The following is a 19,413-nucleotide window of genomic DNA, read 5'->3' on the forward strand; positions in this document are numbered from 1 at the left end:
CATGCGATTTCGTACGGTCGCGGCGCTGACCGGGGCGCTGGCGCTGTCCCTGGTGAGCGGCTGCGCGCGGGGCGGCTCCACCGGGGACTCCGGGAACACGGTCACCTACTGGCTGTGGGACGCCAACCAGCTGCCCGCGTACCAGGCGTGCGCGAAGGACTTCGAGCGGCGCCACCCGGGTCTGGACGTGAGGATCACGCAGATGGGCTGGGACGACTACTGGACCAAGCTCACCGCGAGCCTCATCGCCGGCACTCAGCCGGACGTCTTCACCGACCACGTCCAGAAGTTCGGCCAGTTCGCCGACCTGGAGGTGCTGGAACCGCTGGACGGCCTCGGCATCGAGGACGCCGACTACCAGCCCGGCCTGGCCGCCGGCTGGCTCGGCCGGGACGGCCACCGCTACGGCGCCCCGAAGGACTGGGACACCGTCGCCCTCTTCTACAACGAGGGGATGGCGAAGGACGCCGGACTGAGCGCCGACGAGCTGAACGGGCTCTCCTGGAACCCCGAGGACGGCGGCACCTTCGAGAAGGCCGTCGCGCACCTGACCGTGGACGAGCGGGGCAGGCGGGGCGACGAACCCGGCTTCGACAAGGACAACGTCAAGGTCTACGGCCTCGCCTCGGGCGGCGGCGGGGACGGCGACGGCCAGACCACCTGGAGCCACTTCGCCGCGTCCGCGGGCTGGACCTACACCGACAAGGAGCGGTGGGGCACCGAGTACCGGTACGACGACGCCACCTTCCAGTCGGTCGTGGACTGGTACTTCGGGCTGGCGGACAAGGGCTACATGGCCCCGCTGAGCGACTACAGCTCCAAGTCCAACCCGGCCAACGCGCAGGTGGCCGCGGGCCGGGCGGCGACGGCCTTCGACGGGGCGTGGATGATCTCGACGTACGCCGGCCTCCAGGACATGGACATCGCCACCGCCGTCAACCCGGCCGGCCCGACCGGCGAGCGGGCCACGATGATGAACGGCCTCGCCGACTCCGTCACCAAGAACGCCCGCAACAAGCCGGGCGCCCTGAAATGGGTGAAGTACCTGGCCTCCGAGGAGTGCCAGCGCACCGTGGGCCGGTACGGCATCGTCTTCCCGGCCACCCCGGAGGGCACCGACGCGGCCGTCGCGGCGTACCGGAAGAAGGGCGTCGACGTGTCGGCCTTCACGCGGCCCGTGGACGACAGGGAGGACTTCCGGACCTTCACCTACCCGATCACGGACAACGCCGCGGACGTGCTGGCCCTCATGCAACCCGCCATGCAGGACATCTACGGCGGCGGCAAGCCGGTCGGCAGCCTCGACGCGACCAACGACCAGATCAATCTCATCCTCGACCAGTGAAGGGCACGCCATCCATGACGTTCTCCCTCGGCATCGTCGGTGCCGGCCAGTTCTCCGGCCAGTTCGCCAGGCTGTTCCTGGCCCACCCAGGTGTGCGCGACGTGTACGTCACCGACCTGCTGCCGGAGCGGGCCGAGCGGCTCGCCGCCGCCGAAGGCCTCGCCGGCACCTTCCCCGGCTACGAGGCGATGCTGGAGTCCCCGGCGGTCGACGCCGTCGCGGTCTTCACCCAGCGCTGGACGCACGGCCCGCTGGTCCTCCAGGGCCTGGGCGCGGGCAAGCACGTGTACTCGGCGGTCCCCATGGCGATCAGTACGCAGGAGATCGCGGAGATCATCGACGCGGTCAAGGCGACCGGGCTGACGTACATGATGGGTGAGACCAGCCAGTACAACCCGGCCACCGTGCACGCCCGCAACAAGATCGCCGAGGGGGCCTTCGGTCGGCTCTTCTACGCCGAGGGCGACTACGTCCACGACATGGACCTGGGCTTCTACGAGGCGTACCAGTACAGCGGCGGCGAGGAGTGGAAGGCCACCGCCAGCTATCCGCCGCTGCTGTACCCGACGCACTCGGTGGGCGGGGTGCTGGGGGCGTGGGGGACGCACGCGGTGAGCGTCTCGGCGCTCGGTGTGGTGGACGAGCGCGGCGACGGCGTCTTCGACCGGTCGGTCAGCCGGTTCGACAACGACGTGTCCAACGCGACGGCGCTGTTCGAGGTGGCCGGCGGCGGGTCGTTCCGCACCAACGAGTTCCGCCGGGTCGGCTACCCCTCGCACATCCGGGAGTCCCGTTTCCGGTTCTTCGGCACGGAGGCGAGCATGGAGCAGCTGGCGACCGTGGCGCTGTGGCAGGACAAGACCGGGGTCGAGGACATCAGCGAGCTGCTGGAGCCCAAGCCGACCATGGCGCCGGACGACCCCTCGCTCCAGCACATCGCGCCGGAGCTGCGGGCCGCCTTCACCTCGGGTTCGGCACCGGTGCACGACCGGGCGCGGCTGCCCCGGGCCTTCGACCACCTGCACAACGGCCACGAGGGTAGCCACCACTTCCTGGTGGACGACTTCGTGACCGCCGTGAACGCGCGGACCCTGCCGTCCGTGAACGCGTGGGTCGCCGCCCGCTACACCCTGCCGGGCATCGTCGCGCACGAGTCCGCGCGGCAGGGCGGGGTCAGGCTGGAGATCCCAGACTTCGGGGACGCGCCCCGGCCGTGAGACCGTCGCGCGAGCCGGGTGCCCGTCGGTCTCAGGTGCCCGGCTTGCGGCCGTACACGTAGACGTCGTCGTTCTTCTTCAGCAGCGACCAGTACTTCTTGGCGTCGGTCTTCGTCATGTTGACGCAGCCGTGCGAGCCCGGCGGGCTCCACACGCTGACGCCGACGGAGTGGAAGGCCTGGCCGCCGTCGAAGAACTGGCTGTAGGGCATCGGCACGTCGTAGATGGTCGAGTGGTGGTTGAGGTTGCGCCAGTAGACCTTCTTCAGGCCGGTGCGGGTCTCGTAGCCGTTGCGGCCGGTGCGGACCGGCACCGGGCCGTAGACCAGCTTCTTGCCGTCCTGGATCCAGCTGAGCTGGAGGGTGAGGTCGACGCAGGCGATACGCCCCTTGTTGACCGGGCATTTGCCGGATTTGTTCGGGTTCTTGCCGACGGCCTTCTGCTTCGTCATCAGGTCCATCACGCCCCACGTGATGGGTCCCGCGTAGCCGGCGTTCGGCGTGATGCCGTGCTTGGTCTGGAAGGCCCGGATGGCCTGGCAGTCGGCGGTGGACTGCTTGCCGTCGGCCGTGCGGCCGAGGAACTTCTCCACCTTCTTCTGGTACGGACCCGTCGTCGCGGTGCAGCTCGCGGCCTGGGCCGGCGCGGCCGTGAGCACGAGCGTGAGCGGTGCCACCAGCGCGGTGATCCCGAGTGCGACGACTGCTCGTCTGCGTATGTCCCCCATGGCCGGCCTTTCGCGAAGCGGTGAGGTGGTGGGAGGCCGCGGTGGTGCGTCCCCCGGCCTGATAGACAGCCGCCGGGCCGTTCCGGTTGCCCTGCCAAGCCCACTCGCCACGAAAGCGTGACAAACGCCACCGGGTTTCCGCCATCGGTCAGTCCGTCCCGCCCCACGCCCGCATGGCCTGCCGGAACCCCGTGTTGACCGCGGTCAGACCGCCGTCGACCGCCAGCGTGGTGCCGGTGATCCACGACGCGTCGCGCGAGGCCAGGAAGGCGACGGCCGCCGCGATGTCCTCCGGCTCGCCGACGCGGCCCAGCGGGTACAGGTCCCGTACCGCCGCCAGTTCCTCGTCCCGGCCCTCCCAGGCCGTGGTGCGCACCGTGCCGGGCGTCACGAGGTTGACGCGGACGCCTCGCGCGGCGGCGTGTCCGGCGAGGGTGCGGGTCAGCGAGCCGAGGCCGGCCTTGGCGGCGCTGTAGGCGTGGTTGCCGAAGTCCTGGACGCCGTTGACCGAGCCGACGCTCACGATCGCGCCCCGTCCGGTGGCCGCCAGGTGGGGCAGCGCGGCCCGGCAGCAGCGGTAGGCGCCGGTGAGGGTCACGTCGAGGTCGCGGGCCCAGACCTCGTCGGGTTCGTCCTCGAAGAGCGGGGCGTCGGGGGTGCAGGCGTAGGCGTTGTTGACCAGGACGTCGAGTGCCCCGAAGGTGTCCACGGCGTGCGCGACGGCCGCTTCGACGGACGCCCGGTCGCCGACGTCGCAGGCGAACGCCTCGGCGCTGAGCCCCTGTTCGGTCAGCGTGTCCGCCGTGCGCCGGGCCGCGGGCAGGTCGATGTCAGTCAGCAGCACCTTCGCCCCCTCGGTGGCCAGCCGGCGTGCGGTGGCCGCGCCGATGCCCCGGGCGGCGCCGGTGACGAGTACTCCGTGGTCCGTGAAACGCCTGATGTCCGTCATGGGCCCGACCGTAGTGCCGGGACGATCACCGGGCGGCTACCGTGCCGCCATGTCCGCATTTCTGCAGCAACTCCCCGCGCTCCTGGGTGTCGTGATCGGCGCGCTCGGTTCGTATCTCGCCGTGGTCCGCAGTGACCGGGCCCGGCTGCGGCGGGAGACCGAGGCCCGCTGGGAGGAGCGCAGGCTGGCGGTGTACGCCGACTACGCGCGGGTCCTGAAGACCTCGGTCACGCTGGCCTACCGGATAGCCGCCCACCTCGGCAACGACCCGCACCCGCACCCCCTCGACCCGCGCGACGCCGCCGCCGCGCAGGCCGAGGCGGCGGTGTCGCGGGATCCCGCCGGGGAGGCGCTGCTCCTGCTGGGCAGCAGGCAGGTGGTGGAGAAGGCGCGGGTGTGGGTCGTCGCGGTGCTCGACATGGAGCGATTCCTGCGCGAGGAGACGCGTGACCCCGCCGCCTGGCAGGCCCTGCTGGAGCGGCACCGGGCCGCGCGGGAGGACTACTACGCGGCGGTGCGTGCGGATCTGGCCCTGCCGCCGGGGCACGGCGCCCGGTGGGCGCTGCCGCCCGTCAACGGTACCCGGTGACGTCGGCAGGACGGCCGGCGTCCTGGACCTCGACGAGGTAGCGCCAGGCGTCCGGGCGGCTGCCGTCGAGGTCGGTGAAGCCGTACTCCCGGGCGAGCCCCCCGCTGGAGAGGGAGCGGCCGTTGAACCGCGCCACGTCCGGGTCGGCGGCCAGCGCGGCCACGGCCCGGCCCACGTAGCGGGGCGTCTCGGAGATGGCGAAGTGCGGGACGCGGTCGAGGGCGTCGCGCCAGTTGTCCTCGCGTACGCCGAAGTGGTCGAGCATGATCTCGGAGCGCAGCCAGCCCGGGGTCAGCGCCACGGCGGTGGCGCCGCGCGGTCCGAGTTCGTGGCCGAGGGCGAAGGCCATCCGCAGGACGGACGTCTTGGCCAGGTCGTAGAAGAAGGAGTTGCGGTAGTGCTCGCGGTTGTAGTCGTCGGTGCCGTCGGTGACCTCGACGACCAGTCCGCCCGAACCGCGCAGCAGCAGGGGCAGGGCGTGGTGGCTGGTGACGGCGTGCGTCTCGACCGCGAGGCGCAGCAGCCGCAGCCCCTTGTCGAGGTCGTGCTCCCACACGGGGCTGTCCCACTCGAAGAGGTTCTCGCCGCCCCAGATGTCGTTGACCAGGATGTCGAGGCGGGCCTGCTCGCGGGCGATGCGGTCGACGAGCCGGGCGACCTGCTCCGGTTCGAGGTGGTCGGCGGGGACCGCGATGCCGTGCCCGCCGGCCTCGGTGACCAGGTCGGCGGTGTCCTCGATGGTCTCGGGCCGGTCGTACTCCGAGCGCCGGGCGCGGGTGCTGCGGCCGGTGACGTAGACGGTGGCACCGGCCGCGCCCAGTTCTACGGCGATGCCGCGTCCGGCGCCCCGGGTGGCTCCCGCGACGAGGGCGACCCTGTCCGTCAGCGGCCTTTTCGGTTGCTGTGCCATGTCCGGCTTCCCGTTCCTCTCCCGCACGAATGCTGTCGGGTCCGAGGGTGCCCGGGAAGCCGGACATCTTCTGTCACCTTTTCCGCGTGTCCCGCAGGGGTCAGTGCCCCCGGTCGATCCACTCCTTCAGGTGCGGGGCCTCGGCGCCGATGGTGGTCGCGTCGCCGTGGCCGGTGCGGACCTCGGTCTCCGGCGGGAGCACCAGCAGCCGGTCGCGGATCGAGTCGATGATGGTCGGGAAGTGGGAGTAGGACCGGCCGGTGGCGCCGGGTCCGCCCTGGAAGAGGGTGTCGCCGGTGAAGACGGTGCCGAGACCGGGGTCGTACAGGCAGACCGCGCCGGGGGCGTGTCCGGGGGTGTGCAGGACGGTCAGGTCGGCGCCGGCGGCCTCGATGACCTGGCCGTCGGTCAGCCAGGCGTCGGGGTCCCGGTCGGGGTGGGTCTGCCGCCACAGCGGCAGGTCGTCGCGGTGCAGCCAGATGGTGGCACCGGTGCGGTCGGCCAGGGCGGGCGCCGCGCCCACGTGGTCGTTGTGGCCGTGCGTGCAGACGATGGCGGTCAGGCGCCGGTCGCCGACCGCCTCGGCGATCGCGTCGGCGTCGTGGGCGGCGTCGATGACGACCACCTCGTGGTCGTCGCCGACCAGCCAGACGTTGTTGTCGACGTCCCAGGTGCCGCCGTCGAGCTTGAACTGGCCGGAGGTGACGAGGCGTTCGATGCGCGCGGACATCAGAGCACCACCACCGAGCGGAGCACGTCGCCGGCGTGCATCCGGTCGAAGGCCTGCTCGACCTCGTCCAGCCGGATGGTCTCGGTGACGAACTTGTCCAGCGCGAGGCGGCCCTGGAGGTGCAGGTCGATGAGCATCGGGAAGTCCCGGGAGGGCAGGCAGTCGCCGTACCAGGAGGACTTCAGCGAACCGCCGCGCCCGAAGACGTCCAGCAGCGGCAGTTCCAGCTTCATCTCGGGCGTCGGCACGCCGACCAGGACGACGGTGCCGGCCAGGTCGCGGGCGTAGAAGGCCTGCCGGTAGGTCTCGGGACGGCCGACCGCCTCGATGACGACGTCGGCGCCGAAGCCGCCGGTCAGTTCGCGGACGGCCTCGACGGGGTCGGTCTCGCGGGAGTTGACGGTGTGGGTGGCGCCCATGGAGCGGGCGGTCTCCAGCTTGCGGTCGTCGATGTCCACGGCGATCACCTTCGCGGCCCCCGCCAGGTGGGAGCCGGCGATGGCCGCGTCGCCGACGCCGCCGCAGCCGATGACGGCGACGGTGTCACCGCGCCCGACGTTGCCGGTGTTGATGGCGGCGCCGATGCCGGCCATCACCCCGCAGCCCAGCAGGCCGGCCACCTGTGCGGAGACGGCCGGGTCGACCTTGGTGCACTGCCCGGCGGCGACCAGGGTCTTCTCCGCGAAGGCGCCGATGCCGAGGGCCGGGGACAGCTCCTGCCCGGTCGAGGCGAGGGTCATCTTCTGCTCGGCGTTGTGGGTGTCGAAGCAGTACCAGGGGCGACCGCGCAGACAGGCACGGCAGGTACCGCACACGGCACGCCAGTTGAGGATCACGAAGTCGCCGGGGGCCACGTCGGTGACGTCCGCGCCGACCGACTCCACGACACCGGCGGCCTCGTGGCCGAGCAGGAAGGGGTAGTCGTCGCTGATGCCGCCCTGCTTGTAGTGCAGGTCGGTGTGGCACACCCCGCAGGCCTGGACCTTGACCACGGCCTCGCCGGGGCCGGGATCGGGCACGACGATCGTCTCGATCCGGACCGGCTCGTCCTTGCCCGGTGCGATCACGCCGCGTACTTCCTGCGCCATGCTTGTGACCCTTTCCTCGGCCGTTCAGCGTCCCTCCCGACCCTACGCGCAACAGATCGGTGAGGGGCGCTTCGGCGCCCTGCGGGGCCCACGTAGCCTGAGGCGTCGCCCGCCTGCCGAAGGAGTCCCGTGAGCGCCGCCGATCCGGAAGCCGGCCCGCCCGCCTGGCGGCTTCTCCTGTCGTACGTACGGCCGCACCGGCGCGCCCTGTTCGCGGGCGCGCTGCTCTCGCTGGTCACGGGCGGCACGGGGCTGCTGCTGCCACTGGTGGCGCGGGAGCTGATCGACGACCTGGCCCACGACCGGGCCATCACCGGTGCGCTGCTGGCCATGTCGGGGCTCGTGGTCGCCAACGCGGCGCTCGGGGCGCTCGGTTCGTACGTGCTGCGGCGCACCGCCGAGTCCGTGGTGCTCGGGGCGCGGCGCACGCTGTCGTCGTATCTGCTGCGGCTGCGCGTCTCGGCGGTCGACCGCACCGAGCCCGGCGACCTGATGGCCCGGATCACCTCCGACACCACCCTGCTGCGCGAGGTCACCACCGACTCCCTGATCGGCGCCGGCACCGGCGGGCTCACGCTGGTGGCGACGCTGGTGATGATGGGCGTCGTCGACCCGGTGCTCCTCGGGGTCACGCTGGCGGTGGTCGTCGGGGCCGGGCTGGTGCTGGGCCTGATCGTGCCGCGCATCAACCGGGCGAGCCGCCAGGCGCAGGACGCGGTCGGGGTGATGGGCGCCGCGCTGGAGCGGATCCTGGGCGCGCTGCGCACGGTGAAGGCGTCCGGCGCCGAGCCCCGGGAGGAGCGGGCGCTGCACGAGGCGGCCGAGGAGTCGTGGCGGCAGAGCGTGCGGGCGGCCAAGTGGTCGGCCGCCGCGGGCAACACGGCGGGGCTGGCGATGCAGATCGCGTTCATCACGGTGCTCGCGGTGGGCGGGGCGCGGGTGGCGACGGGCGCGATCGACGTCGGCACGCTGGTGGCGTTCCTGCTGTTCGTCTTCTATCTGATGTCACCGATACAGGAGGTCGTCGGCGCCATCACGCAGTACCAGACGGGCCGGGCGGCGCTCGCCCGGATCCACGAGGCGATGCGGCTGCCCGCCGAGCCGGCGCTCCACCCCGCTCCGCTGCCCTCGCCGGGCGCGGAACCGGCGTCGGTCTCCTTCCGCGACGTCCGCTTCCGGTACGCCGACGATCTGCCGTACGTCCACCACGGGGTGACGTTCGACGTGCCGGGCCGGGGGCTGACGGCGTTCGTCGGCCCGTCGGGGGCGGGGAAGACCACCGTGTTCTCGCTCATCGAGCGGTTCTACGACCCGGGGTCCGGGGAGATCACGCTGGACGGCCGGAGCCTGGCGGAGTGGGAACTGGCCGCACTGCGCGCCTCGATCGGCTACGTGGAGCAGGACGCCCCGGTGCTGTCCGGTTCGCTGCGGGAGAATCTGCTGCTGGGCGGTCCAGAGGCGGACGAGGACGCCGTCCGTACGGTCCTCAGGACCACCCGCCTCGACACTCTGGTCGCCCGGCTGCCGAGCGGTCTGGAGACGCTGGTGGGGCACCGCGGCACCAAGCTGTCCGGAGGGGAGCGACAGAGGGTGGCGATCGCCCGCGCGCTGCTGCGCCGCCCTCGGCTGCTGCTGCTCGACGAGGCCACCTCGCAGCTCGACGCGGTGAACGAGGCGGCGCTGCGCGACACGGTGGCAGAGGTGGCCCGTACGACGACGGTGCTGGTCGTCGCCCATCGGCTGTCCACGGTGACGACGGCCGACCGGATCGTGGTGATGGACGCGGGGCGGGTCCGCGCGGTCGGCACGCACCGGGAACTGGTCACCGCGGATCCGCTGTACGCGGAGCTGGCGGCGACCCAGTTCCTGGCGGCCGGCGGCTGAGCGCGCCGGCCTCGGGGGGTCAGCCCAGGGCGGGAACGGCACCGAGCAGCGGCGACACCAGGTCGGTGACCTGCTGGAGCTGGTCGAGGTCGTTGAGCCGGTTCAGCTGCTCGGAGGGGAGCGGCATCCGGGCGCGGTCCTCGGCGGGCATGTCGCCCACCGCGAGCGAGTCGAGGGTGTTGGTCACGCTGAGCTTCTCGGTGCCCAGCGGGCCCCCGCCTGCCGCGCTCGCCATCGGGGCGGCGAGAGCGGTGACACCGGCGGCGAGCCCGACAACGGCGACGATACGTCGTGTGGAGATCATGCCGTGAGCAACGCCGACGGGCCGCGGGCGGACACGGGCGGCCCACACCGCTCACCCGTGAGGAGCAGCGGTCCGGCCGCGATTGCCCCGGGGGCCCGGACGGAGGAAGCTCGGAGGAGAGGGCCACGACGGCCCGTTCCCCCTTCGGGCCCGGCCCCTCGGAGGAGGTCGTCATGGGTACCACCGCAGGCCGGGGCTTCGACGCCGAAGCCCTGCGCCGGGGCATCGAAGGAGACACGGCGGAACCTCTCCTGTCGCTGTACGCGCGGGACGCCCGGGTCCGCATCGTCGACCGGTACGACCAGCCGAGCCGCCCCAAGGTGCTGCACGGCCGGCAGGAGATCGCCGAGATGCTCGACGACGTCTACAGCCGGGACATGACCCACCGGATGGAACGCTGTGTCGTCCAGGGTGACAACGTCGCGTTCACCGAGGAGTGCACGTATCCGGACGGTGTGCGGGTCCTCGCCGAGTCGATGCTGTCGTTGCGGGACGGCGAGATCGTGGAGCAGACCACCGTCCAGGCCTGGGACGAGTAGCGCGGGGCGCCGCGGCTCAGCGCCGGGGCAGCCTGTGCAGTGCCACGTCCGTGAGTCGGCCGCCGGCGACCGTGGCCGTCATGTAGGTGCAGTACGGCTGGCGGCGCCGGTCCGTGGGCGAGCCCGGGTTCAGCAGGCGCGGGCCGCCGGGCGCGGTGGTGTCCCACGGGATGTGGCTGTGCCCGAAGACGAGGACGTCGAGGCCGGGGAAGCGGGCGGCACAGCGGGCCTCGCGGCCCTGGGCCGCGCCCGTCTCGTGGACGACTCCGAAGCGCAGGCCGCCGAGGTCGGCGTACGCCACCTCGGGGAGGCGGGCGCGCAGGCCCGGTCCGTCGTTGTTGCCGTACACCGCGACGAGCCGTCGGCTGCGGCTCTCCAGCAGGTCGAGGGTGGCCGTGTCGACCCAGTCCCCCGCGTGCAGCACGACGTCGGCGCGCGGGATCTCGGCCAGCAGGGGCGCCGGCAGTTCCCTCGCCCGCTTGGGCAGGTGGGTGTCGGACATGAGGAGCAGACGCACGGGTCCAGCGTAGCAATCAACAGGTAAAACTGCGCAGTCTTAACTGGACAGCCTTGGCTGTAGAAATTAGCGTGCCGGTATGGATATGGAGGCGAAAGGTCTCCGGCGTTCCGCGAAGCATCCGAAAGGCACCCCCTGATGGCCGTCACCACCCTCGACCCCCGCACCGCCCTCGTCGTGATCGACCTCCAGGCGGGCATCGTCGCCGCACCCACCGAGCCCTTCGGCGGCGCCGACGTCGTCGCCCGGAGCGTCGAGCTGGCGGACGCGTTCCGCGCCCGTGACCTGCCCGTGGTCCTGGTCCGGGTCTCCTTCGCCGCCGACGGGGCGGACGCCGTGCCCGGCCGCACGGAGACCGGGCCCGGCGGGGCCCGGCCCGAGGGCTGGGACGTCGTCGTCGACGAGCTGGCCGGCCACCCCGGCGACCTCACCGTCACCAAGCGCAACTGGGGCGCCTTCCACGGCACCGGCCTCGACGTCCAGCTGCGCCGCCGCGGGATCACCCAGATCGTGCTGACCGGCATCGCCACCAGCATCGGCGTGGAGTCCACGGCCCGCGCCGCCCACGAGCACGGCTACCACGTCACGCTCGCCACCGACGCGATGAGCGACATGGACGCGGAGGCGCACCGCAACAGCGTCGAGCGGATCTTCCCGCGGCTCGGGGAGACGGGCACGACGGCGGAGATCCTGGAGCTGCTGGCCAAGGGCCGCTGAGCCCCTCGGCCGCCCAGCCCCTCACTCCGCGCCTACGCGCCCCTTGAGCGGCTCCCACCAGGCCCGGTTGTCCCGGTACCAGGCGACGGTCCCGGCCAGCCCGGCCGCGAGGTCCCGGCGGGGACGGTAGCCCAGCTCGTCGCGGGCCTTGCCCCAGTCGACCGAGTAGCGCAGGTCGTGCCCCTTGCGGTCCGCGACGGGCACGACCCGGTCCCACCCGGCGCCGCAGGCGTCGAGGAGCAGGCCGGTGAGGTCGCGGTTGCTCAGCTCGGTGCCGCCGCCGATGTTGTAGACCTCGCCGGCCCGGCCCCGGGTCCGCACCAGGTCGACACCCCGGCAGTGGTCGTCCACGTGCAGCCAGTCGCGTACGTTGCGCCCGTCGCCGTAGAGCGGCACGCTCAGCCCGTCCAGGAGGCGGGTGACGAACAGCGGCACGATCTTCTCGGGGAACTGGTGCGGGCCGTAGTTGTTCGAGCACCGGGTCACCCGTACGTCCAGGCCGTGGGTGCGGTGGTACGAGAGGGCCAGCAGGTCGGCCGAGGCCTTCGAGGCGGCGTAGGGGGAACTGGGCCGCAGCGGGTGCTCCTCGGTCGCGGAACCGGTGTCCACGGATCCGTAGACCTCGTCGGTGGACACGTGCACGAAGGGGCCCACGCCGTGCCTCAGGGCCGCGTCCAGGAGGGTCTGGGTGCCGACGACGTTGGTGAGGACGAAGTCCGCGGCGGCGTCGATCGAGCGGTCCACGTGCGACTCGGCGGCGAAGTGCACCACTTGGTCGGTCTCGGCCATCAGCTTGTCGACGAGTCCGGCGTCACGGATGTCCCCGTGCACGAAGTGCAGCCGGGGGTGACCCATTTCGAGGTTGGTGACGGTGCCCGCGTACGTGAGGGCGTCCAGCACCGTGATGTGCGGCGCTCCGGGGGCGTCGGAGGCGAGGAGCGTCCGGACGTACCGGGAGCCGATGAAGCCGGCGGCGCCGGTGACCAGGAGGTGCATGAACGGTGTGTCCCGTGTGGTCCGCGGCCGGGCGGTCTCAGTCCTCGCCGCGCACGATGTTCGACTCCTGGCCCGTTCGCGGCGCGCGGGGAACTCCGCGGTCCTCGACGGCGGGTATGCAGGTGCGCATGGCATCCCTGGCGCGCAGCCGACGGGCCTTCGACCAGCCCGTCTCCGGCCTCCGGACGACGATGTGCTCGCTGGTGTCCGTTCTCACGGTGTTTCATCCTCCTTGTTGTCCGTTGCCCACCTCCCTCGGGTCCCCGGGCACGACGCCGCGAAACACCGGGCGCACGGGCCACACGGCCGCTACGGGTCCCGTGTGGCGCGGGTCACCACTCGCGTGCCGCGTGCAGCAGGTGGTCCCGGACGAGGGGCACGTGCGGGTTGCCGAAGGCGCCGGGGCGGTGCACCAGGTAGGCGGTGTTGATCGGCGCGTCCTCGGGTTCGTCGAGCAGGGCGAGCGCGCCGGAGTCCAGTTCGGCGGCGCACAGGTACCGCGGCAGGACGCTGAACCCGGACCCTGCGGCGACCATGGCGACGACCGCCCGCAGGTCGGGGACGGAGACGGCGGCCCGGCAGGTCAGACGCCGGCCGAAGACGTGCCGCCAATAGCGGCGGACGATCGGGAGGTCCTCGGCATAGCTGATCAGGGGGACCTCGTGCAGGGCGCCGGGCCCCTCGGCGGCGAGGGCGGGCCGCAGCCGGCCGGCCAGGGCCGGGGCGGCGACCAGGACGAACTCCTCGTCCGCCAGGGGCACCGCGGACAGTCCGCGGCCGCGCGGACGGCTCGTGGCGATCACCAGGTCGTGCCGCCCGGCCCGCAGCTCGTCGAGGAGCGGGTCGGTCAGACCGGGACCCACCCGCAGCCGCACACCGTCGGCGACCAGGCCGGAGAGCGCGGGCAGGGCGCGGGTGGAGAGCAGTTCGGCGGGTCCGGCGAGGTGGACCGGCCCGGGCCGGGTGCGGCCGGTCGGGTCGTGCCCGGCGGCCGCCGCGAGCGCGTCGAGGGGCGCGGCGACCCGCGCGGCGAGTTCGTCGGCCACCGCGGTCGGGGCGACTCCGCGCGGCAGCCGCTCGAACAGTTCGCGGCCGGTCTGCCGCTCCAGGGCGCGCATCTGCGTGGTGACGGTCGGCTGGGACAGGCCGAGGAGCTGGGCCGCGGCCGTGAAGGACCCGGAGCGGTGGACCGCGAGGAAGGTCCGCAGCAGGTTGAGGTCGGGCGGCGCGGCGGCCGGGGTCGTGGCGCCGGCGGGGTCCGTCGCGTGGTCGCTGTGTCGCACGCCTGAACCCTACGGCGGCACGGCGGGATGCTGCCATACGGATTCCTATGGCTGTCATCGGCCGTGGCATTGGCGATGCGCAGGGCTCGGGTCCTAGTTTCGGACGCAGCGCCGCGTACGACGGATCGCGGCCCGTCCTTCCGGGAGACCCCACATGTCGAAGATCCTCTTTGTCCTCACCGGCGCCGACCACTGGACGCTGGCCGACGGCACCCGGCACCCGACGGGCTTCTGGGCGGAGGAGGCCGTCGCCCCGTACGAGGCGTTCACGGCCGCCGGTCACGAGGTCGTCGTGGCCACGCCGGGCGGGGTCGTGCCGCCCGTCGACCGGGCGTCGCTGGCACCCGAGGTCAACGGCGGCCAGGAGAACGCCGACCGGATCGCCCGCGCGCTGGAGGGCTTCACGGAGCTGCGGCACCCGCTGAGCCTCTCCGACGTCCGGCTGCGGGACTACGCGGCGGTCTTCTACCCCGGCGGCCACGGCCCCATGGAGGACCTGGCCGTCGACGCCGACTCCGGCCGGCTGCTGACCGAGGCGCTGCGTGCCGGGACCCCGCTCGGGGTGGTCTGCCACGGCCCGGCCGCGCTGCTGGCCGCCGTGGACGCCCAGGGGGCCAACGCCTTCGCGGGTCTGGAGGTGACCGCGTTCACCAACGAGGAGGAGACGCAGGGCGGTCTCGCGGAGCGGGCCTCGTGGCTGCTGGAGGACCGGCTCGGCCGGGCCGGGATCGTCGTCCGCGCGGCCGAGCCGTGGGCCCCGCACCTGGTCGCCGACCGGAACCTGGTCACCGGCCAGAACCCGGCGTCCGCCGCCCCGCTCGCCGAGGAGCTGCTGAAGCGGCTCGGCTGAACCGGCCGGGGACGCTCACGGGTTCAGCGGGATCTCGCTCCAGACCAGCTTGCCCCCGCCGACCGGCAGCGTCCCCCACGCCGCCGACATCGCCTCGACCAGGAGGATGCCGCGCCCGCCCGTGGCCTCCCAGCCGATGCTGGTCGGCTTGACCGGCGTACGCGGTGAGGCGTCGGCGACCGCCACCCGCATCCGGCCGCCGATCAGGGCGAGGTCGAGCCGGACCCGGCCGTCGGTGTGCACCAGGGCGTTGGTGACCAGCTCGGAGACGATCAGGAGCACCGCGTCGATGCCGTCGTCGGACACGCCCCAGGAGCGCAGGGTGCGCCGGGTGAAGCGGCGGGCGTGCCGCACGGCCTCCGGCAGCCGCCACACGGACCAGCTCTCCCGCAGCGGGCGCAGGGCCATGCCGTCGTAGCGCACCAGGAGCAGGGCGACGTCGTCGCTGCGCCGGGCGTTGCCGAGCAGCGCGTCGGCGACGAGCCCGAGGTGGGCGGGGTCCGACGCGGCCAGCGCGTGCGCGAACCGGTCCATGCCCTCGTCGATGTCGGCGTCGGGGGACTCCACGAGACCGTCGGTGGTGAGGGCGATCAGCGTGCCGGGCCGCAGCCGCAGCGGGCTCATCGGGAAGGCGGCCTGCGTCACCACGCCGAGTGGTGGGCCGCCGGGCACCTCGGCGATGTCCGTGCTGCCGTCGGGGTGGCGCAGCACCGGCGGCAGATGACCGGCCCGGACGCACCAGGCCGAGCCCTCCTCCATGTCGAGGTCGACGTAGACGCAGGTGGCGAAGAGGTCGGTCTCCATGCCCGTCAGCAGCCGGTTGGCGCGGGAAACCACCACGTCCGGCGGGTGGCCCTCGACGGCGTAGGCGCGCAGGGCGGTGCGCATCTGGCCCATCAGGGTGGCCGCGCCGGCGCTGTGGCCCTGGACGTCGCCGATCACGAGGGCGACGTGGTGGTCGGGCAGCGGGATGACGTCGTACCAGTCGCCGCCCAGTTCGAGCCCGGCCGTGCTGGGCAGGTACCGGGCGACGGCGACCGCGCCGGGCAGCTTGGGCAGCCGGCGCGGCAGCAGCTGGCGCTGGAGCATGCCGACGAGTTCGTGCTCGGCGTCGAAGGCGCGGGCACGGGTCAGGGCCTGTCCGGCGAGGCCGGCGGAGGCGGTGAGCAGGGCGCCTTCGTCGGGTCCGAAGTCGTGCGGGGTGTCCCAGCCGATCAGACAGGCGCCGGCCATGCGGCCGGCGGCGGGCAGCGGCAGTACGGCGAGGCCGCCGGGGCCGACGTCGGCGAGGGCGGGTTCCAGGTCGCCGGTGCCGGCGGGCCAGATCCGGGCGCGTCCCTCGCGCAGCGCGGCGGCGAGGGTGGGCATGGCCCGGACCGGCGCGTCCGGCCACTCGGTGCGCCACTCCAGCCGCCACAGCTCGGGCCAGGACTCCGGTTCGGGCGGGTCCAGGACGGTGACGACGAGCCGGTCGTTCTCCAGCTCGGCCAGGGCGATCCGGTCGGCGCGCAGCGGTCTGCGCAGGGCGGCGACCACGGCCTGGCCGACGTCGCGGACGGTGCCGGCGGTGGCCAGCGCGGCGGCGAGCCGCTGCACGCGGGCCACGTCGGTCACGTCCGGGCGCAGGGTGGAGGCGTCGGCCACGGTGCCGACCAGGCGGGTCGGACGCCCTTCGCCGCCGGGCAGCAGGCGTCCGCTCAGCCGGAGCCACTTCGGCGGGCCGGCCGGTTGCAGCACCCGGAACTCCAGCTCGCGTTCGCCGATGGTCATGTGGTCGGACTCGGTCACCGACATCAGGGACGGCAGGTCCTCCGGCACGGTGAGGCCGAGCAGCGTCTCCACCTTGCCGTCGAACTCGCCGGGGGCGAGGCCGAACAGACGCAGGATGCCGTCGCCGACCTCGACGCGGCCGGTGTCCATCGCCAGGCTGAAGGACTCCGGCAGCAGCTCCTCGTCCTCCTCGGCCTCCTCTGCCTCGGCCGGGGCGGGGCAGGTCAGTGCCTCGGCGACCAGTTCGAGGCAGGCCCGGTCCTCCGCGTCGAACCCATCGGGGCGCTCGGTCAGGGCGAGCAGGCAGCCGCCGCCGTCCCCGCGCACCGGCAGGGTGGCGAGGGAGAAGCCGCTGGAGGGCACGTGCCGCGACTCGGCCGATCCGGCGAACTCCTCGGGGCCGATCCACACCGCCTCGCCGCCGCGGTGGGCGTCGGCGACCGGGGAGCCGCCGGACGCCGGGTAGCTGTCGCGTACTCCGTACAGGGTCCGCGACACACCGGCCGAGGCGGACAGACAGAGCAGCTCGGGGTCGTCACCGGGGGTGTAGAGGGCGGCGAGGGAGGCGCCGGCGAAGACCAGCGCCTGTTCGAGGATCCGGCGGGGCCGCTCCTCCTGCTCCGGGCCGGACGCGATCGCCTTCAGGGCACCCTCGGCACGCAGCGTCCTCGATCCGCGTTCCGCAGCGCCCTGTCCGACCACCTCGCCATTACAGCGCTTACAGGACATTCGCGCAGCCCCTACGGCCCGGGGAGCGGCGAGCAAGGGGCCGAGGACGCGAAGTGCGGTCCGGTCCTCCCGCCGGAGGTCCGGACCGCCCGTCGGTGTGCGGTCAGCCGGTCAGGCCGGAGCCGTCGTCGGCCCCGACGCCCGCCCCGTCGTCGGAGCCGCCGACACCGGTGCCGGTACCGTCGCCCGCGTCACCGTCGCCCGCGTCCCCGGCACCCGCCTCACCACCGGCCTGCTCGCCGCCTGCCTCCTCACCGCCGACGGCGTCGCCGCCCCCGGCCTCCTCGCCGCCGGCCTCTTCACCGCCGGCCTGGTCGCCCGCGCCTCCCGCCGCGTCGCCGCCGAGGGTGGCGCCGACCGCCTCCAGGGCAGTGGTGACCGGCTGGAAGAACGTCTCGCCGCCGACCGTGCAGTCACCGCTGCCGCCGGAGGTCAGGCCGATCGCCTGTCCGTCCTGGGTGAACAGGGAGCCGCCGCTGTCGCCGGGCTCGGCGCAGACGTCGGTCTGTATGAGGCCCGTGACCGTGCCCTCGGGGTAGTTGACGGTGGCGTCCAGGCCGAGGACCTGACCGTCCGCCAGTCCGGTCGTGCTGCCCATGCGGAAGACCTGCTGACCGACCGTCGCCTCGGCGGCCTGGCCGATCGCGAGGGTCTGGTCGCCGAGATTGACCTCGCTCGGCGCCTCGGTCGCCGGGTCGTCGTACGTGACGAGGGCGAAGTCGCCCTCGCCCGGGAAGACCGCCTGGTCGACGGTGCCGATCGGCGCCCCGTCCTGGGCGTCGGACCACTGCTCGGTGGCGACCCCGCAGTGACCGGCCGTCAGGAAGGCCGGGGAGCCGTCGCCGGCGGTGACGTTGAAGCCGAGCGAGCAGCGCGCGCCGCCGCCGAAGATGGCGTCGCCGCCCGACACGAAGGTCCGGAAGGTGCCGGCGGACTTCTCCAGGGTGGCCATGCCGGAGCCGAGGCCCTGGACGGTGGACTCCAGCCTGTCCCACTTCTCGCCGGTGACGGTGGAGTCGGCGGTCACCAGGATCTTGTTGGTGCGGGGGTCGATCGCCCAGGAGGTGCCGGGGATGGTCGCCTCGGACTTCAGCGTCGACGCGCCGCCGCGCAGCTCGCCCATGCTGTTGTCGACCTCGCGGACGTCCGCGCCCGCCTTCTTCGCCTCCACGATGACCTGGTTGTTGTCGCCCGGTACGACGTTCACCACGAGCTGCTGCTCGCCGCTGTCGTAGTACGAGCCGGCGAAGGCGTCGCCCAGCATCCCGGCGAGTTGCGAGGCGAGATCCGACGCGTCCGCCGCCTTGAGGGTCCTCGGCGCCGCCGCGGCGTCCGAAGGCCCGCCGTCCTGCGAGGCGTTGGCGTTCGGGAGCAGGATGGCGGCCGCGCCGAGCGCCACCACACCGCCCGCCGCCATCGCGGCCCTGCGCTTCGGAATTCGCTTGTGACTCAACCTACTCGACCTCCTGGGACCGGGACGGTGCCGCGGTCCGGCAGCTGTTGGGGGGGCGCCCGGACGGCAGTTGGTACGCACGGACCCGGCGGGGCGTTCAGCCGGGCCCTCCGATCCCGCCCGGCCGGCACCCTCCGCGCCCGAGTCGACACGCACGGTGCCGATCACGGAGCGGAATCCCTGCTTCAGCGAATCTGCACATCGAATGCCCAACCCGGTCACCCCGGCTGGGGGATCTGCACAACCGCGCGGCGCCACCCACGCCTTTGGTGCGGGAGTGTCCCAATCGGCCCGGTGCGGGCAAGGGGTGGCGCGGGCCGATGTCGCCCGCGGTGTGAAGAAGTGGCCGCGAAGCCGTGCGCGCGCCTGCACCTTTGGGTGCCCCTTGGTCGCAAGAGCCCTGGTGGGAGGGGGTGAGTGATTGGAAGCCCGGACCGGCCGCATGCTTTGATCCATCGCACCGCGGGAGCCGCGGAGGCTCCGGAAACGGGCGTCCGGCTACCTGCGGTCGCGGCCGTCATCTGTCCCCAGAGGGGGCCGCTCCCCCCTTGTGAAATGGCTATACGAAGGGAAGTTCCATCATGAACTCCACCCCCCAGGTTGAGACCGTCGAGATCTCGGACGCGGACCTCGACAACGTCTCCGGCGGCCTGAACGTGAACGCCGTCGGCACCGTCACCGGCCTGGTGGACGGCATTGCCCCGGTTTCCGGTCTGCTCAACACGGCCGTCGGCACCGTCGAGGGTGTCACCGGCCTGAACACCGCCCCGGTCACCGGCCTGGTCGCCGGTCTCTGATCGGGCCCCTGTGCCGCTG

20 protein-coding genes are annotated in these 19,413 nt (G+C 73.1%); 8 read left to right on the forward strand and 12 right to left on the reverse strand.

Annotated elements, in window-relative coordinates:
* Position 1: 1 nt before the first annotated feature.
* Positions 2 to 1,345 (forward strand): ABC transporter substrate-binding protein, encoded by a 1,344-nt coding sequence (locus ACFW01_RS22115; RefSeq protein WP_384505799.1) that lies wholly within the window; start codon positions 2 to 4, stop codon positions 1,343 to 1,345.
* A 14-nt stretch (positions 1,346 to 1,359) separates the two neighbouring features.
* Entirely contained in the window at positions 1,360 to 2,562 is a 1,203-nt protein-coding gene (locus tag ACFW01_RS22120; RefSeq protein WP_384505802.1) for a Gfo/Idh/MocA family protein, read from the forward strand.
* 31 nt (positions 2,563 to 2,593) lie between these two features.
* On the opposite strand, the gene ACFW01_RS22125 is transcribed toward ACFW01_RS22120, so the two are convergent.
* Entirely contained in the window at positions 2,594 to 3,289 is a 696-nt protein-coding gene (locus ACFW01_RS22125; RefSeq protein WP_384505805.1) for a L,D-transpeptidase family protein, read from the reverse strand.
* Between the two features lie 148 nt (positions 3,290 to 3,437).
* Entirely contained in the window at positions 3,438 to 4,238 is an 801-nt protein-coding gene (locus tag ACFW01_RS22130) for an SDR family NAD(P)-dependent oxidoreductase (protein WP_384505808.1), read from the reverse strand.
* 49 nt (positions 4,239 to 4,287) lie between these two features.
* Here ACFW01_RS22130 and ACFW01_RS22135 point away from each other — a divergent pair, with 49 nt between their 5' ends.
* On the forward strand, positions 4,288 to 4,827 hold the full coding sequence (locus ACFW01_RS22135; RefSeq protein ID WP_384505811.1) for a hypothetical protein: 540 nt from the start codon (positions 4,288 to 4,290) through the stop codon (positions 4,825 to 4,827).
* Here the strand turns inward: ACFW01_RS22135 and ACFW01_RS22140 are convergent.
* The 3 genes from ACFW01_RS22140 to ACFW01_RS22150 all read right to left on the reverse strand — a co-directional run bounded on the left by ACFW01_RS22140 (position 4,811) and on the right by ACFW01_RS22150 (position 7,555).
* Positions 4,811 to 5,737 (reverse strand): SDR family oxidoreductase, encoded by a 927-nt coding sequence (locus ACFW01_RS22140; RefSeq protein ID WP_384505814.1) that lies wholly within the window; start codon positions 5,735 to 5,737, stop codon positions 4,811 to 4,813. The two genes, ACFW01_RS22135 and ACFW01_RS22140, sit on opposite strands and share 17 nt — an antisense overlap.
* Before the next feature lie 100 nt (positions 5,738 to 5,837).
* Complete coding sequence (locus tag ACFW01_RS22145) at positions 5,838 to 6,467, reverse strand: MBL fold metallo-hydrolase (protein ID WP_384505817.1); 630 nt, start codon at positions 6,465 to 6,467, stop codon at positions 5,838 to 5,840.
* Positions 6,467 to 7,555: an S-(hydroxymethyl)mycothiol dehydrogenase gene (locus ACFW01_RS22150; protein WP_234955911.1), complete on the reverse strand. Its 1,089-nt coding sequence runs from the start codon at positions 7,553 to 7,555 to the stop codon at positions 6,467 to 6,469. The genes ACFW01_RS22145 and ACFW01_RS22150 overlap by 1 nt, the downstream gene beginning before the upstream one ends.
* Before the next feature lie 129 nt (positions 7,556 to 7,684).
* Here ACFW01_RS22150 and ACFW01_RS22155 point away from each other — a divergent pair, with 129 nt between their 5' ends.
* Entirely contained in the window at positions 7,685 to 9,439 is a 1,755-nt protein-coding gene (locus ACFW01_RS22155; RefSeq protein ID WP_384505821.1) for an ABC transporter ATP-binding protein, read from the forward strand.
* Positions 9,440 to 9,458: 19 nt separating this feature from the next.
* Here ACFW01_RS22155 and ACFW01_RS22160 read toward each other — a convergent pair whose 3' ends face one another.
* The gene (locus ACFW01_RS22160; RefSeq protein WP_234955907.1) at positions 9,459 to 9,743 is read right to left on the reverse strand and encodes a hypothetical protein; all 285 of its coding nucleotides are present in this window, start codon (positions 9,741 to 9,743) and stop codon (positions 9,459 to 9,461) included.
* Between the two features lie 173 nt (positions 9,744 to 9,916).
* Between ACFW01_RS22160 and ACFW01_RS22165 the strand changes: the two genes are divergently transcribed.
* The gene (locus ACFW01_RS22165) at positions 9,917 to 10,282 is read left to right on the forward strand and encodes a nuclear transport factor 2 family protein (RefSeq protein ID WP_234955905.1); all 366 of its coding nucleotides are present in this window, start codon (positions 9,917 to 9,919) and stop codon (positions 10,280 to 10,282) included.
* A gap of 16 nt (positions 10,283 to 10,298) precedes the next feature.
* On the opposite strand, the gene ACFW01_RS22170 is transcribed toward ACFW01_RS22165, so the two are convergent.
* Complete coding sequence (locus ACFW01_RS22170) at positions 10,299 to 10,799, reverse strand: metallophosphoesterase (RefSeq protein WP_234955904.1); 501 nt, start codon at positions 10,797 to 10,799, stop codon at positions 10,299 to 10,301.
* A 138-nt stretch (positions 10,800 to 10,937) separates the two neighbouring features.
* Between ACFW01_RS22170 and ACFW01_RS22175 the strand changes: the two genes are divergently transcribed.
* Positions 10,938 to 11,516, forward strand: a complete 579-nt coding sequence (locus tag ACFW01_RS22175) for a hydrolase (protein ID WP_384505826.1) — start codon at positions 10,938 to 10,940, stop codon at positions 11,514 to 11,516.
* Positions 11,517 to 11,537: 21 nt separating this feature from the next.
* On the opposite strand, the gene rfbB is transcribed toward ACFW01_RS22175, so the two are convergent.
* The 3 genes from rfbB to ACFW01_RS22190 all read right to left on the reverse strand — a co-directional run bounded on the left by rfbB (position 11,538) and on the right by ACFW01_RS22190 (position 13,795).
* Complete coding sequence (rfbB, locus tag ACFW01_RS22180; protein WP_384505829.1) at positions 11,538 to 12,512, reverse strand: dTDP-glucose 4,6-dehydratase; 975 nt, start codon at positions 12,510 to 12,512, stop codon at positions 11,538 to 11,540.
* Between the two features lie 37 nt (positions 12,513 to 12,549).
* Entirely contained in the window at positions 12,550 to 12,729 is a 180-nt protein-coding gene (locus tag ACFW01_RS22185) for a hypothetical protein (protein WP_234955898.1), read from the reverse strand.
* Between the two features lie 115 nt (positions 12,730 to 12,844).
* Positions 12,845 to 13,795, reverse strand: coding sequence for a LysR family transcriptional regulator (locus ACFW01_RS22190; protein ID WP_384505832.1), 951 nt, complete (start codon positions 13,793 to 13,795; stop codon positions 12,845 to 12,847).
* A 154-nt stretch (positions 13,796 to 13,949) separates the two neighbouring features.
* Between ACFW01_RS22190 and ACFW01_RS22195 the strand changes: the two genes are divergently transcribed.
* A complete protein-coding gene (locus tag ACFW01_RS22195; RefSeq protein ID WP_384505835.1) occupies positions 13,950 to 14,645 on the forward strand; it encodes a type 1 glutamine amidotransferase domain-containing protein in 696 nt (231 codons plus the stop codon).
* 15 nt (positions 14,646 to 14,660) lie between these two features.
* Here the strand turns inward: ACFW01_RS22195 and ACFW01_RS22200 are convergent, their stop codons facing one another.
* Positions 14,661 to 17,144 carry a SpoIIE family protein phosphatase gene (locus ACFW01_RS22200; RefSeq protein WP_384505838.1) on the reverse strand — a complete coding sequence of 828 codons (2,484 nt, stop codon included), beginning with the start codon at positions 17,142 to 17,144 and terminating at the stop codon, positions 14,661 to 14,663.
* Positions 17,145 to 17,247: 103 nt separating this feature from the next.
* The gene (locus ACFW01_RS22205; RefSeq protein WP_384505841.1) at positions 17,248 to 18,597 is read right to left on the reverse strand and encodes a S1 family peptidase; all 1,350 of its coding nucleotides are present in this window, start codon (positions 18,595 to 18,597) and stop codon (positions 17,248 to 17,250) included.
* A gap of 581 nt (positions 18,598 to 19,178) precedes the next feature.
* On the opposite strand from ACFW01_RS22205, the gene ACFW01_RS22210 reads away from it, so the two are divergent.
* Positions 19,179 to 19,394, forward strand: coding sequence for a hypothetical protein (locus tag ACFW01_RS22210; protein WP_003978108.1), 216 nt, complete (start codon positions 19,179 to 19,181; stop codon positions 19,392 to 19,394).
* Positions 19,395 to 19,413: the final 19 nt, after the last annotated feature.

This window comes from Streptomyces sp. NPDC058985, assembly GCF_042740985.1.
Taxonomy (GTDB): domain Bacteria; phylum Actinomycetota; class Actinomycetes; order Streptomycetales; family Streptomycetaceae; genus Streptomyces.